The 13,386-nt window shown below is 61.8% G+C and carries 12 protein-coding genes; 11 read left to right on the top strand and 1 reads right to left on the bottom strand.

What is annotated here, in order from left to right; translation table 11 throughout:
* Positions 1-4 precede the first annotated feature (4 nt).
* Together C5J26_RS02465 and hydA are read left to right on the top strand one after the other, a co-directional pair.
* A complete protein-coding gene (locus C5J26_RS02465) occupies positions 5-670 on the top strand; it encodes an endonuclease domain-containing protein (protein ID WP_105400908.1) in 666 nt (221 codons plus the stop codon).
* On the top strand, positions 667-2,121 hold the full coding sequence (gene hydA, locus C5J26_RS02460; protein WP_105400360.1) for a dihydropyrimidinase: 1,455 nt from the start codon (positions 667-669) through the stop codon (positions 2,119-2,121). The genes C5J26_RS02465 and hydA overlap by 4 nt, the downstream gene beginning before the upstream one ends.
* Positions 2,122-2,149: 28 nt before the next feature.
* On the opposite strand, the gene C5J26_RS02455 is transcribed toward hydA, so the two are convergent.
* Positions 2,150-2,563 carry a cupin domain-containing protein gene (locus C5J26_RS02455; protein WP_105400359.1) on the bottom strand — a complete coding sequence of 138 codons (414 nt, stop codon included), beginning with the start codon at positions 2,561-2,563 and terminating at the stop codon, positions 2,150-2,152.
* Between the two features lie 178 nt (positions 2,564-2,741).
* On the opposite strand from C5J26_RS02455, the gene C5J26_RS02450 reads away from it, so the two are divergent.
* From C5J26_RS02450 to C5J26_RS02405, 9 genes are all read left to right on the top strand, one after another.
* The gene (locus tag C5J26_RS02450) at positions 2,742-3,122 is read left to right on the top strand and encodes a hypothetical protein (protein ID WP_172745735.1); all 381 of its coding nucleotides are present in this window, start codon (positions 2,742-2,744) and stop codon (positions 3,120-3,122) included.
* Positions 3,119-3,910, top strand: a complete 792-nt coding sequence (locus C5J26_RS02445; protein WP_046635176.1) for an ABC transporter ATP-binding protein — start codon at positions 3,119-3,121, stop codon at positions 3,908-3,910. The genes C5J26_RS02450 and C5J26_RS02445 overlap by 4 nt, the downstream gene beginning before the upstream one ends.
* 235 nt (positions 3,911-4,145) lie before the next feature.
* On the top strand, positions 4,146-4,526 hold the full coding sequence (locus C5J26_RS02435) for an endonuclease domain-containing protein (protein WP_105400356.1): 381 nt from the start codon (positions 4,146-4,148) through the stop codon (positions 4,524-4,526).
* Entirely contained in the window at positions 4,523-5,407 is an 885-nt protein-coding gene (locus tag C5J26_RS02430) for an ABC transporter permease (protein WP_105400355.1), read from the top strand. Before C5J26_RS02435 ends, C5J26_RS02430 begins: the two co-directional genes overlap by 4 nt.
* Positions 5,404-6,531, top strand: coding sequence for an ABC transporter permease (locus C5J26_RS02425; protein WP_105400354.1), 1,128 nt, complete (start codon positions 5,404-5,406; stop codon positions 6,529-6,531). Before C5J26_RS02430 ends, C5J26_RS02425 begins: the two co-directional genes overlap by 4 nt.
* A 61-nt stretch (positions 6,532-6,592) precedes the next feature.
* Positions 6,593-7,567 carry an ABC transporter substrate-binding protein gene (locus C5J26_RS02420; protein WP_105400353.1) on the top strand — a complete coding sequence of 325 codons (975 nt, stop codon included), beginning with the start codon at positions 6,593-6,595 and terminating at the stop codon, positions 7,565-7,567.
* Between the two features lie 292 nt (positions 7,568-7,859).
* Positions 7,860-9,095, top strand: a complete 1,236-nt coding sequence (locus C5J26_RS02415) for an efflux RND transporter periplasmic adaptor subunit (RefSeq protein ID WP_105400352.1) — start codon at positions 7,860-7,862, stop codon at positions 9,093-9,095.
* Between the two features lie 11 nt (positions 9,096-9,106).
* Positions 9,107-12,442, top strand: coding sequence for an efflux RND transporter permease subunit (locus C5J26_RS02410; RefSeq protein ID WP_105400907.1), 3,336 nt, complete (start codon positions 9,107-9,109; stop codon positions 12,440-12,442).
* 196 nt (positions 12,443-12,638) lie between these two features.
* Positions 12,639-13,322 (top strand): Crp/Fnr family transcriptional regulator, encoded by a 684-nt coding sequence (locus C5J26_RS02405; protein ID WP_172745761.1) that lies wholly within the window; start codon positions 12,639-12,641, stop codon positions 13,320-13,322.
* Positions 13,323-13,386 lie beyond the last annotated feature (64 nt).

Below are 13,386 nucleotides of genomic sequence, written 5' to 3'. Positions count from 1 at the left end.
GCTGATGCTTTCTTCCGTGAACGGCGCCTTGCCTTTGGCGAAGCCCCCCTCATCCGACCCTTCGGGCCACCTTCTCCCCGCTGGGGAGAAGAGGGTATGTGCCTGGCTGCCAGCAGCCTTCGTTGGGCTCCGAGCAAAAGTCCGTGGATTTGACGCCGAGGGCGCGGCATGCTCCACCTTCTCCCCAGCGGGGAGAAGGTGGCCCGAAGGGTCGGATGAGGGGGTGCACGCAATGCTCGGCGATGACATCACAAAACGGCGCCCCGGAAAAACAACGCAGGCGCGGCGGCTTCGTCGGAACGAAACCGAGGAAGAATACCGCCTTTGGAGTGAGCTGCGAAACCGCCTTCTGAACGGCTACAAGTTCTCGCGCCAGGTTCCGCTGGGACCTTATGTCGTCGATTTTCTCTGCCGCGAAGAACGTTTGATCGTCGAAATCGATGGCTTCCATCACGCAGAGAGCCAATATGATATAGCACGCACACGATGGCTCAACGCCAATGGCTATTCCGTTCTGCGCTTCTGGAACCACGAGATCACCCGTGAACGACGCGCCGTACTGGACACGGTATTGGCCGCATTGGTGGGTCAAATGACCGAGCACTGCGACACGGCGCGCTTCTATCCGTCAAATCTCACCGAAATTGACAAGACAGGGGAACAACAATGACCACAGTCATCAAGGGTGGAACCATCGTCACGGCCGACCTGACCTACAAGGCGGACGTGAAGATCGACGCTGGCCGGATCATCGAGATCGGCCCGAACCTTTTCGGCGACACCACGCTCGACGCCGCCGGCTGTTATGTCATGCCGGGCGGCATCGATCCGCATGTGCATCTGGAAATGCCGTTCATGGGCACCTATTCCGCCGACGATTTCGAGAGCGGCACGCGGGCAGCACTTGCCGGCGGCACGACCATGGTCGTCGATTTCTGCCTTCCCGAGCCCGGCCAGTCGCTGCTCGACGCGCTGAAGCGCTGGGACAACAAGGCGACCCGCGCCAATTGCGACTATTCCTTCCACATGTCGGTCACCTGGTGGGGCGAGCAGGTCTTCAACGAGATGAAGGCGGTCGTCGCACATCACGGCATCAACACCTTCAAACATTTCATGGCCTACAAGGGCGCGCTGATGGTGAACGACGACGAGATGTTCGCCTCGTTCTCGCGCTGCGCCGAGCTCGGCGCCCTGCCGCTCGTCCATGCCGAAAACGGCGACGTCGTCGCCGCCATGCAGACCAAGCTGATGGACGAGGGCAATAACGGTCCCGAAGCACACGCCTATTCCCGGCCCGCCTCCGTCGAGGGCGAGGCGACCAACCGTGCCATCATCATCGCCGACATGGCAGGCGTCCCCCTCTATGTCGTGCACACCTCCTGCGAACAGGCCCATGAAGCGATCCGCCGCGCCCGCCAGAACGGCATGCGCGTCTATGGCGAGCCGCTGATCCAGCACCTGACGCTCGACGAAAGCGAATATTTCAACAAGGACTGGGACCATTCGGCCCGCCGGGTTATGTCGCCCCCGTTCCGCAGCAAGCAGCACCAGGACAGCCTGTGGGCGGGCCTTGCCTCCGGCTCGCTGCAGGTGGTGGCGACCGACCACTGCGCCTTTACGACCGATCAGAAGCGGACCGGTCTCGGCGATTTCAGAAAAATCCCGAACGGCACCGGCGGCCTCGAAGACCGCCTGCCGATGCTTTGGACCCATGGCGTCGCAACCGGCCGCATCACCATGAACGAGTTCGTGGCGGTCACCTCCACCAATATCTCGAAAATCCTCAACATCTATCCGAGGAAGGGCGCCATCCTGGTCGGAGCCGACGCGGATATCGTCGTTCTCGATCCGAAAAAGTCGAAGACGATCTCGGCCAAGACCCAGCAGTCGGCGATCGACTACAACGTCTTCGAGGGCAAGGAAGTGACCGGCCTGCCGCGCTACACATTGACCCGCGGCGTGGTCGCGATCGAGGACGGGGCGATCAGGACACAGGAAGGCCATGGCCAGTTCGTCAAGCGCGAGCCTTATCCGGCGGTCAACAAGGCGCTGTCGACCTGGAAGGAACTGACCTCGCCGCGCAAGGTGGAACGCGCAGGCATTCCGGCCAGCGGGGTTTGAACGGGAAACGATGTCCTTTCCGCAGAGGTCACCCCTTCACCAACCCGTCCAGCTCGGGCAGAAGCACGACGCTTTCCTGTTCGTTCGGGTCGGTGCGGGCGATGACCGCCGAACAGGGAGCGTCGGAAATGTTGGCCGGCAGGTGCGGCACGCCGGCGGGGATATACATCATCTCGCCGGCCGAGAGTTCGGCACATTCCTCCAGCCGCTCGCCATACCAGGTGATGGCCGAGCCGGAGAGCACGCAGATGGCCGTCTCGTGGGTTTCATGCAGATGGGCCTTCGCCCGTGCGCCCGGCGGGATGGTGATAAGATGCATGCAAATGCCCTTGGAACCGACCGTTTCCGCCGCAATCCCCTCGAAATAGCTCAGGCCCTGCTTGCCGTCGTAGGTCGCACCGGGCTTGACGACACGGCAGGTGAGTTTTGATGCACTGTCCATCGCCAGTTTCCTCCGTCGAACGGGATCTGCCGCCAGCATATCACGCCGGCTTGAGAGCGGCAGCCGAGACAAACGAAAAGAGAGAGCTCGTGGACACCGCAATGATCGATATCCTGCGCAACGGCGATGTCTATACTGTAGGCTTCGCAGACGGACTTGAATGGGGGCCTTTCGGGAAATGTCATTAAATACAATCCGCTTCGGCATCGCATCGACGGTCCTTGCCGCGATCTCGATTGCCGTTCCCGCCAAGGCCGCGACCTTCCTCGACGGCGCCTATGGCAGCAAGGAAGGCTGCATTTACGCCAGAACCGGCGAATCGTCCGGTGCCGACGATTTCCTGCTGCTCAAGGACGACGGCGTGACGACTTCCGTTTCCGCCTGCGAATTCAAGGGCATGCCGAAGAAGACGGCGAACGGTTTCACCATCAAGGCAGCATGCGAGGCCGATGGGGAAGTCGGACCGGAAGACATTGCCACGCTCACCAGATCCGCCAAAGGCTATACCGTCAGCTTCCCGGACGGTACCAAACTCGGACCCATGCCCAAATGCCGATGAACAATGCTCCATCCTCCGTCGTTTCGGCCAAAAAGCTCGGCCTCACCTTCGAGACCGGTGACGGGCCGGTACATGCGCTGTCGAATGTCGATCTCACGGTGAACAAGGGGGATTTCGTCTCCTTCATCGGCCCGTCCGGCTGTGGCAAGACCACCTTCCTGCGCGTCATCGCCGATCTCGAAAAGGCAACGGCCGGCGAGATCACCGTCAACGGTATGACGCCGGAAGAGGCACGCAAATCGCGCTCCTACGGTTACGTCTTCCAGGCGCCGGCGCTTTATCCGTGGCGGACGATCGAGAAGAATATCGCTCTGCCTCTGGAAATCATGGGCTATTCGTCAGCGGATCGCAAAGCGCGCATTGAGCGAACCCTCGATCTCGTCAACCTTTCCGGCTTCGGCAAGAAATACCCCTGGCAGCTTTCCGGCGGCATGCAGCAGCGCGCCTCCATCGCCCGTGCACTCGCCTTCGACGCCGACCTGCTTTTGATGGACGAACCCTTCGGCGCGCTCGACGAGATCGTCCGCGATCACCTGAACGAACAGCTGCTGAAGCTGTGGGCGCGCACCGAAAAGACCATCTGTTTCGTCACCCACTCCATCCCGGAGGCCGTCTACCTCTCGACCCGCATCGTCGTCATGTCGCCGCGTCCGGGCCGGGTGACCGACGTGATCGAATCGACCCTGCCCAGGGAACGCCCGCTCGAAATCCGCGAGACGCCAGAATTCCTGGAGATCGCACATCGGGTGCGCGAGGGGTTGAGAGCGGGGCATAGTTATGAGGAGTGAGGGTTTGCAGATGCAGGAGGCCCATCCTCGGTATTGCGGAGGCAAGTCCCCTCCCCAACCCCTCCCCACAAGGGGGAGAGACTTCCCGGGCCGCACCGTCCCGTCACACAACACCCTTGCATCAAGACGCACCGCCGCAAAGGGAATGAGAAGGCCGCCGCAGGTAAAGCCCCTCCCCCTTGTGGGGAGGGGTTGGGGCGGGGTCTTTTTCCCTGATGTTCGAGGAGCAATCTGAATGCCTCACTCCAACATCGCTCCCCAGACCAGAACACGCGCCAAAACGCTCCGCCGCGAGCTCACCAAGGCCGAATCCGCGATGTGGGACATGCTCCGCGATTTCCGGCCCTATGGCGCCCGCTTCCGGCGCGAAACACCGATCGGTCCCTACATTGCTGATTTTGCCTGGCTTGCGGCACGTATCGTCGTGGAAGTCGACGGGGACAGCCACGAGACCGATCATGGTCGCCGGCATGATCTTAGGAGGAACGCCTTTCTAAGAGGTCAGGAGTTTACCGTGATGAGGTTCGACAACGATCAAGTTCTCGACGGACCCGACTACGTCTTCACGACCATCGAAAAACACGTCACGCCTTTTTTGAAGAAGGAGTTCGTATGAAACCCGACTCCCTCAAATCCCGGATCATCCCCGTCCTCACCATCCTCGTGGTGATTCTCGCCGTCTGGTACGTCGCCGCCTATTTCATGAACGCGCCGTTCCAGCGGGATCTCGACCGGCGCGCCAACGTCACCTCGACGGCGATGGAGTTCATCGGCAAGACGATGGCGCAGCCGAAGCCGATCCTGCCGGCGCCGCATCAGGTGGTGAGCAACGTCTTCGAGAATACGTTTCTGCGCAGCGTCACGTCGAACCGGAGCCTCGTCTACCATGCCTGGGTAACGCTATCATCGACCGTGGTCGGCTTCACCATGGGCACGCTGACCGGCATCCTGATCGCCGTCGGCATCGTGCATCTGAAGGCGCTCGACCGCAGCCTGATGCCGTGGATCATCGCCTCGCAGACCGTGCCGATCCTCGCGGTGGCGCCGATGGTGATCGTCGTGCTCGGCGCAATCAATGTCACCGGGCTCGTTCCCAAGGCGCTGATCTCGACCTACCTCTCCTTTTTCCCCGTGGCAGTCGGCATGGTGAAGGGCCTGCGTTCGCCCGAGATTATCCAGCTCGACCTGATGCGCACCTATTATGCAAGCGGTGCCCAGACCTTCTGGAAACTCCGGGTACCGGCGTCCATTCCGTTCCTGTTCACTTCGATGAAGGTGGCGATCGCCGCGAGCCTGGTCGGCGCGATCGTCGGCGAACTGCCGACCGGCGCCGTCGCCGGCATCGGCTCGAAACTGCTGGCCGGGGCATATTACAGCCAGACGATCGATATCTGGGCGGCGCTGATCGCAGGCTCAGTGCTGGCGGCGGCTCTCGTTGCCATCGTCGGGATCATCGCCAAGATCGTCGATCGCTCCATGGGCGGGAGACCGGCATGACAGTAGCTCTTCGTTCCTGGCAGGGCACCTTTGCCCTGCTCCTCTGTCTCGCCGCCCTCGCCTCTCTGCCGCTGATGGCGGTGGATGCCCCCTCACCGTTCGGCGCCGGCGCCCTCGCTGTGATCTTTCTGCTCGTCGCCGGCGCGGCGCTGGTCTCGTTCACCAGGCTCTCTCAGCCCCTCCTCGCAGCGGTCCTGTTCCTCACGGCCCATCTCGCCGTCTGGCTGCTGCTTGCGGGCATCGCCGGCAACGAGGGCAAGGCGACGCTTGCCTTCTTCCTGATGATCGCGGCCTGCTGGCTGATTGCCTGGCGCTGCGTCACCGTCCTGTCCGGTATCCGCGCCAAATCCAAAACCGGCGACACCTTTCTCCGGCTGCTGATCCCCGCGATCTTCGGTGCCTGGATCCTGATCCTATGGGAAGCGGCGACCCGCGGCGCCGGCATCCCCTTCATTCTCCTGCCGCCGCCATCCTCGATCGGTGCGAGGCTCGTAAGCTCGGTGCCGATCCTCTGGGCCGACGTGCAGCAGACGATCTTCAAGGCGGTGCTGTTCGGTTACGTCGTCGGCTGCGCCTCCGGCTTCGTCGTCGCCATCCTTGCCGATCGCATCGCTTTCCTGCGCCGAGGGCTGCTGCCGATCGGCAATCTGATGTCGGCGCTGCCGATCATCGGCGTCGCACCGATCATGGTCATGTGGTTCGGTTTCGACTGGCATTCGAAGGCGGCCGTCGTCATCATCATGACCTTCTTTCCGATGCTGGTGAACACGGTGGCCGGGCTCGGAGCCTCGGGCGCCATGGAACGCGACCTGATGCGTTCCTACGCGTCCGACTACTGGCAGACGCTGATCAAGCTGCGCCTGCCGGCCGCCATGCCCTTCATCTTCAACGCGCTGAAGATCAACTCGACGCTGGCGCTGATCGGTGCGATCGTCGCGGAATTCTTCGGCACGCCGATCGTCGGCATGGGGTTCCGGATCTCGACCGAGATCGGCCGCATGAATGTCGACATGGTCTGGGCCGAAATCGCTGTTGCAGCGCTGGTCGGATCAGTTTTTTATGGTGTCGTGGCGCTTGGTGAAAGAGCGACGACGTTCTGGCATCCGTCTAACCGCGGTGGTTAAACGCGAAAAATCCGGCCCGCTTCGGCGGAACCGGCAAACCTCAGAGGGAAGGATAAAAAACATGAGAAAAATTCTCGTTGCATTGATGGCGGGCGCCATGTCGCTCGCAGCAGCCCAAGCTGCGATGGCCGCCGACAAGGTGACCCTGCAGCTGAAATGGGTGGCTCAAGGCCAGTTCGGCGGTTATTACGTGGCCAAGGACAAGGGCTTCTACAAGGAAGAAGGACTCGACGTCACGATCAAGCCGGGCGGCCCGGACATCGCCCCCGAGCAGGTGATCGCCGGCGGCGGCGCCGACGTGATCGTCGACTGGATGGGCGGCGCGCTGGTTGCCCGCGAAAAGGGCGTGCCGCTCATCAACATCGCCCAGCCCTACCAGAAGTCCGGCCTGCAGATGATCTGCCCCAAGGACGGCCCGGTGAAAACCGAAGCCGACTTCAAGGGCCGCACGCTCGGCGTCTGGTTCTTCGGTAACGAATACCCGTTCTTCGCCTGGATGAACAAGCTCGGCCTGAAGACCGACGGAGGCAAGGACGGCGTGACCGTTCTGAAGCAGAGTTTTGACGTGCAGCCGCTCATCCAGAAGCAGGCCGACTGCATCTCGGTCATGACCTATAACGAATACTGGCAGGCGATCGATGCCGGCTTCAAGCCGGACCAGCTCGTCGTCTTCAACTTCTCCGCCATGGGCAACGACCTGCTCGAGGATGGTCTCTACGTGATGGACACCAAGCTCAAGGATCCGAAGTTCAAGGAAACCATGGTGAAGTTCGTCCGTGCGTCGATGAAGGGCTGGAAATACGCCATCGCCAATCCGGGTGAAGCAGCCGGGATCGTCATGGACAATGGCGGCCAGGACGAGAACCACCAGAAGCGGATGATGGGCGAAGTGGCCAAGCTGGTCGGCACCGCGACCGGCAAGCTCGACGCCGCCACCTACGACCGCACGGTCAAGGCGCTGCTTGACCAGAAGATCATCACCAAGAAGCCGGAAGGCGCCTATACGAGCGAGATCACCGACGCGGCATTGAAATAATAATCGCCGCTGGCCTGCTAAAAGAGAACGCGCGGCTACCCGCCGCGCGTTTTTGAAATTTTTCTCACTCAAAACATAACTAAAACTCATTCGTCTCATAAGGGCGACGGATTGATTTGTGCAACGCAAACACGTAAAAGTGCGGCGTTGATGAATCTTTCGCTGCCGGTCTTGTAACCGTTTTGCGCGGTTACCACCTTGATCCGGGTTATCGTGCGCTGAGGGGGCGTTACGTGACCGGAGCGGTTCCCAGCGGAATATTTGCCCCTTACTTCAGTTTGAAAGTAATCGCATGTTTCGCAAGTTTACCAAGTCCGCCGGTATCCCGGCTCTTCGCCTTGCACTCGGCGCCAGCATCGCGCTTGCCGCAGGCTCCGCATTGATCCCCAATTCTGCCGTTGCGCAGGACGCGGCCAAGCCGGCCCCGGCGCAGACGGAAATCAAGCTGCCCTCGATCATTGTGACGGAAGCGATCGAAAAGCCGCTCATCGACCGCGTCATCGCCACCGGCACTGTCAGGCCCGTCGAGGAAGTCTATGTCCAGCCGCTCGTCGATGCCCTGTCGATCAAGACGCTGAATGCCGATGTCGGTGACGAGGTGAAGGCAGACAGCGTCCTTGCGACGTTGAACGACGACGCGCTGATCCTCGAGAAAAGCCAGCTGCAGGCCAACAAGGCAAAAGCTGAGGCCGGTCTAGCGCAGTACAAGGCGCAGGTGATCGAGGCGGAAGCCAACCTTGCCGACGCCAAGCGCCAGCGCGACCGCACGCAACGCCTGAGCCAGAGCGGCACCAGCACGGTTTCGCAGCTCGAACAGGCAAACGCGCTCGTGGAGGTATCCGACGCCAAGCTGAACGCCGCCAAGCAGGCGGTGGCGGTTGGCCAGTCCGACATCAAGGTGGTTGACGCCCAGATCGAGGACATCAACCTGAAGCTCGCCCGCACCGGCGTGAAGGCGCCTGTCGGCGGTATCATTTCCGTCCGCAATGCCAAGGTCGGCGCGATCGCCAGCGGCACCGGTAATCCGCTCTTCACGATCATCAAGGATAGCGCGATCGAGTTGGTCGCCGATCTTTCCGAGACCGACATCCAGAAGATCAAGGCCGGCCAGAAGGCGATCGTCACGGTCGCCGGCGGCAAGGTGAAGATCGCGGGCAAGGTTCGGCTCGTCTCCCCGACGGTCGATCCGGTGACCCGCCTCGGGGCGGTGCATATCATCATCGACGACAAGAGCGGCGCGCGCTCGGGCATGTATGCCAGCGCCGAAATCGTCATCGCCGAGACCAATGCCCTGGCGCTGCCGCTCTCCGCCGTCACCACCGGGCGGGACGGTTCCACCGCCCGCAAGGTCGAGGACAATGTGGTCAAGCAGGTGAAGATTGAAACCGGCATCCAGGATGGCGGTTTCGTGCAGGTCGTCAGCGGTCTTACGGCCGGTGACATTGTCGTTGCGAAGGCCGGCGCCTTCGTTCGGGACGGCGACAAGATCGCCCCGGTCCCGGCCGAACCCGCCGCTATTGCGAACTGAGGTTGAGCCGCATGAACTTCTCCGCCTGGTCGATCCGCAATCCGATAGCGCCGATGCTCGGTTTTGCCCTGCTGCTTGTTGTCGGCATTCAGTCGTTTTACGCGCTGCCGATTACCCGTTTCCCGAATATCGATGTTCCGGTCGTGTCGATCACCGTCACCCAGAGCGGGGCCGCCCCCGCCGAGCTGGAAATGCAGGTGACGAAGGAGATCGAGGATGCGGTCGCCTCGATCAGCGGCATTGACGAAATCCAGTCCACGGTGACGGACGGCCAGTCGCAGACAGTCGTCGTGTTCCGCATCGAAAAGCCGACCGCAGAGGCCGTGCAGGACACCAAGGACGCGATCGACAAGATCCGCAGCGACCTGCCCGCCGGCATCGAGGAACCCGTCGTCACCAAGGTCGACGTCGAAGGTCAGGCTATCCAGACATTCGCCGTCTCCTCGCCGAACATGACCCTCGAGGAGCTCTCCTGGTTCGTCGACGACACGGTCAAGCGCGCCCTGCAGGGCCAAGCCGGCGTCGGCCGTATCGACCGTTACGGCGGCTCCGACCGTGAAGTCCGGGTGTCGCTGAACCCCGCCAAGCTGGATGCCTACGGCATTACCGCTGCCGATGTCAGCACCCAGATGCGCGGCACCAACGTCGACCTCGGCTCCGGCCGCGGCCAAGTGGCCGGCAACGAACAGACGATCCGCACGCTCGGCGATGCCCGCAGCGTCGCTCAGCTTGCCGACACGACGATCACGCTGCCCAACGGCCAGTTCGTCAAGCTGACCGAACTCGGCACCATCACCGACACCTACGAGGAGCCTAAATCCTTCTCGCGCTTCAACGGCACGCCGTCGGTCACCTTCGCCGTGTTCCGCGCCAAGGGTGCAAGCGAGGTCTCGGTCGCCGAAACCGTCGCCACCAGCCTCGACGAAGTCCGCAAGGCCAATCCGAACGTCGCGATCGAAATGGTCGACGACTCGGTCTACTTCACCTACGGAAATTACGAAGCTGCCCTCCATACGCTGGTGGAAGGCTCGGTCCTCGCCGTCATCGTGGTCTTCCTGTTCCTGAGGAACTGGCGTGCGACGCTGATCGCAGCGGTTGCCCTGCCGCTGTCGGCGATCCCGACCTTCTGGATCATGGACCTCATGGGGTTCTCGCTGAACCTCGTAAGCTTCCTGGCGCTGACCCTCGCGACCGGGATTCTCGTCGACGACGCGATCGTCGAGATCGAGAACATCGCGCGGCATATCAAGATGGGCAAATCGCCCTATAAGGCGGCGCTCGAAGCCGCCGACGAAATCGGCCTCGCCGTCATCGCCACCAGCTTCACGATCATCGCCGTGTTCGTGCCGGTGTCGTTCATGCCGGGCGTTCCGGGCCAGTACTTTATCCAGTTCGGCCTGACTGTTGCCTTCTCGGTGTTCTTCTCGCTCGCGGTGGCGCGACTGATCACGCCGCTGATGGCCGCCTATCTGATGAGCCCAGAAGACGGGATGGAAGACCATCACGACAACGACGGCTGGATCATGAAGGCCTATACGCGCCTTGTCACCGGCACGACCCGCCGCTGGTACTGGCGTTATACGACGATGCTCGCCGCAATCGGCTTCCTAATCGGTTCCGTGATGCTGCTATCGCAGGTCCCCGGCAGCTTCCTGCCGCCGGACGACAACTCTCGCGTCGTGCTGTCGGTGGAACTGCCGCCGAATGCGACGCTCGACGAAACGGGCGCCAGCACCGACGTCATCTATGACGCGATTCGCCATATCGACGGTGTCGAGAGCGTCTTCATCCTCGGCGGAGCGTCGCCCAAGGGCGATCTCGAACTTCGCCGCGCAACTGTGCGCGTCATCCTGCAGAACCTCGACCATTCGCTGGTAAAGACCCTGGTCAACAAGGGCCTGGGATCGATCCCCTTGATCCGTGACGTCGTGCCGAAAATCAAGGAAAATGGCCGCACGCGCCCGCAGTGGGATGTCGAAAAGGACATTTTCGCTGCCGTCCGCTCCATTCCGGACGTGCGGATATCCAAGGTCAACGACCGCGCCGAGCGCGACCTTTCGTTCAACTTCCTCTCCACCAACGAGGCGGACCTGAACGACGCCGTCAGCACGCTGGAATCGAAGCTGCGAGCCTCGCCGATCCTTTTCAACGTCTCTTCGGAAGGCGCCCTGCCCCGTCCGGAACTGCAGATCCGGCCGCGCATGGCGGAGGCTTCGCGCCTCGGCATCACGCCGCAGCAGATCGCCGAGACGGTCCGCGTCGCGACCATCGGCGATGTTGATGCCAACCTTGCGAAGATCTCGCTCGACGACCGGCAAATCCCGATCCGCGTCCAGGCCTCGCTCGACGTGCGGCGCGATCTGGCCTCGATCCGGGCGCTCAAGATCAAGACCGCGGCCGGTGCCAGCGTGCCGCTCTACAATGTCGCCGACATCGACTATTCGGAAGGCCCGAGTTCGATCAAGCGCAACGACCGCAATCGCGTCGTGGCGATCGGTTCCGACGTGCCCTTCGGCACGGCGCTCGATACCGCATCGGCCGAGTTCAAGCGGATCGTCGGCGAGACCGAGTTGCCGAAGACGGTTCGTCTGGCCGAAAGCGGTGACGCCAAAGTGCAGGCCGAAATGCAGCAGAGCTTCGGCAATGCGATGCTGATGGGCCTGATGCTGGTGCTCGTGGTGCTGATCCTGCTCTTCAAGGACGTCATCCAGCCCTTCACCATCCTGTTCTCGCTGCCGCTTGCTATCGGCGGCGTGGCGGTGGCGCTGATCATTACCCAGAACGCGCTGTCGATGCCGGTCCTGATCGGTATCCTGATGCTGATGGGTATCGTCACGAAGAACGCCATCCTTCTGGTGGACTTCGCGATCGAGATGAAGCGGCAAGGCCTGGAACGGGTTCATGCCATGGTCGAGGCCGGCCGCAAGCGCGCCCGTCCGATCATCATGACGTCGATCGCCATGTCCGCGGGCATGTTGCCCTCGGCGCTCGGCGTCGGCGAAGGCGGTTCCTTCCGTGCGCCGATGGCGATCGCGGTAATAGGCGGCATCATCGTCTCGACGGTGCTCTCGCTCCTCGTCGTGCCGTCCTTCTTCCTGATCATGGATGACCTGTCGCGCCTGCTCGGCAAGATTTTCGGCCGCATGGTCGGCAAGAAAGAACAGGAGGACTTCGGTCTTTCAAACGAGGAACTCAGCCAGGAGGCTCGCAAGAACGCGCAGTCGATCGCATCCCTGGAGGAACGCCTCAACCAGATGGAACGGCAGACGAGCGCCAACGACGATCGGTCTCCCGGGGCGCAAGCCAGCAGCAAGGTGCTGCGCCTGCCGCCGCTGGCCGCCGAATAACCCCATCTCCGAACCGTATTTTCGACAACGCCGGGCCCTTGTGCCCGGCGTTTTTCGTTGGAACACGCCAACTCGCGGAGATTGCAGAAAAATTTCACGGATTTGATCGATGTCAAATTTAGATTTCGTGAACCTGTTATTTTAGCGATATCGGGAATGCGCGGCGGTTCAGGTTATGGAAGAGACAGCGGACATGATGAACAGCAATTTCAAGCTCAACAACAGGGACCGGGCCGTCCTGATGAAGACGCCTTTCCTGACCAGCCTGACCGGCAACTCTCTCGTCCAGATGATGTCGACCATGAGTGTCATCAGTCTGACGAACCGCAAGTCGATCTTTCGCGAGGGCGAGAATGCCGACGCTTTTTACTGCGTTCTCAGCGGCTACGTACGACTCTACCAGCTCAATCGTGACGGCCGCGAGGCGGATATCCGCATCTGCAGCCCGGGCGACACATTCGCCGAATGCCTTCTCTATGGCGGCACCAAGTATCGCCATCATGCCCAGACGGCCGAAGCTACGACGCTTGCCCGCTTCGACATGCAGGCGGTGCGGGATCTGGCCGACCAGGAACGGGATATTGCCAAGGCCGTGATCACCTCGCTGTCGAAACACCTCATAACCACGATGGACTGCGTAGCCAACGACAGGTTGCACACCGCGCCGCAGCGGGTGGCAAATTATATCCTGACGCGGTGCCCGGTGGACGGCGGCCCGGCGTCCATTCGCCTGCCTTTCCAGAAGAACCTGCTCGCAGGCATGCTGGGCCTCGCTCCCGAGGCGCTCTCGCGCGCATTCTCCACCCTCCGGCGCACAGGAGTGACGGTACGCGGGCGCGTGATCCAGGTCGGCGACGTGCAGGCCCTGCGCGAGATTTGAAGTTAAACGAAGCGAGACCGGACGGGCGGGTCCGGGCTTTCTTTGGATGCATGTTGTGACACTG

It is taken from the genome of Neorhizobium sp. T7_12 (assembly GCF_002968535.1).
GTDB classification, from domain to species: Bacteria; Pseudomonadota; Alphaproteobacteria; order Rhizobiales; family Rhizobiaceae; genus Neorhizobium; species Neorhizobium tomejilense.
This window is presented reverse-complemented; position numbering and strand designations above follow the sequence as displayed.

Coding starts and splice junctions, on each gene's coding strand:
- hydA (WP_105400360.1), top strand. CDS start 667: ATGACCACAGTCATCAAGGGTGGAACCATCGTCACGGCCGACCTGACC.
- C5J26_RS02445 (WP_046635176.1), top strand. CDS start 3,119: ATGAACAATGCTCCATCCTCCGTCGTTTCGGCCAAAAAGCTCGGCCTC.
- C5J26_RS02410 (WP_105400907.1), top strand. CDS start 9,107: ATGAACTTCTCCGCCTGGTCGATCCGCAATCCGATAGCGCCGATGCTC.
- C5J26_RS02425 (WP_105400354.1), top strand. CDS start 5,404: ATGACAGTAGCTCTTCGTTCCTGGCAGGGCACCTTTGCCCTGCTCCTC.
- C5J26_RS02450 (WP_172745735.1), top strand. CDS start 2,742: ATGTCATTAAATACAATCCGCTTCGGCATCGCATCGACGGTCCTTGCC.
- C5J26_RS02455 (WP_105400359.1), bottom strand. CDS start 2,563: ATGGACAGTGCATCAAAACTCACCTGCCGTGTCGTCAAGCCCGGTGCG.
- C5J26_RS02435 (WP_105400356.1), top strand. CDS start 4,146: ATGCCTCACTCCAACATCGCTCCCCAGACCAGAACACGCGCCAAAACG.
- C5J26_RS02415 (WP_105400352.1), top strand. CDS start 7,860: ATGTTTCGCAAGTTTACCAAGTCCGCCGGTATCCCGGCTCTTCGCCTT.
- C5J26_RS02405 (WP_172745761.1), top strand. CDS start 12,639: ATGAACAGCAATTTCAAGCTCAACAACAGGGACCGGGCCGTCCTGATG.
- C5J26_RS02465 (WP_105400908.1), top strand. CDS start 5: ATGCTTTCTTCCGTGAACGGCGCCTTGCCTTTGGCGAAGCCCCCCTCA.
- C5J26_RS02420 (WP_105400353.1), top strand. CDS start 6,593: ATGAGAAAAATTCTCGTTGCATTGATGGCGGGCGCCATGTCGCTCGCA.
- C5J26_RS02430 (WP_105400355.1), top strand. CDS start 4,523: ATGAAACCCGACTCCCTCAAATCCCGGATCATCCCCGTCCTCACCATC.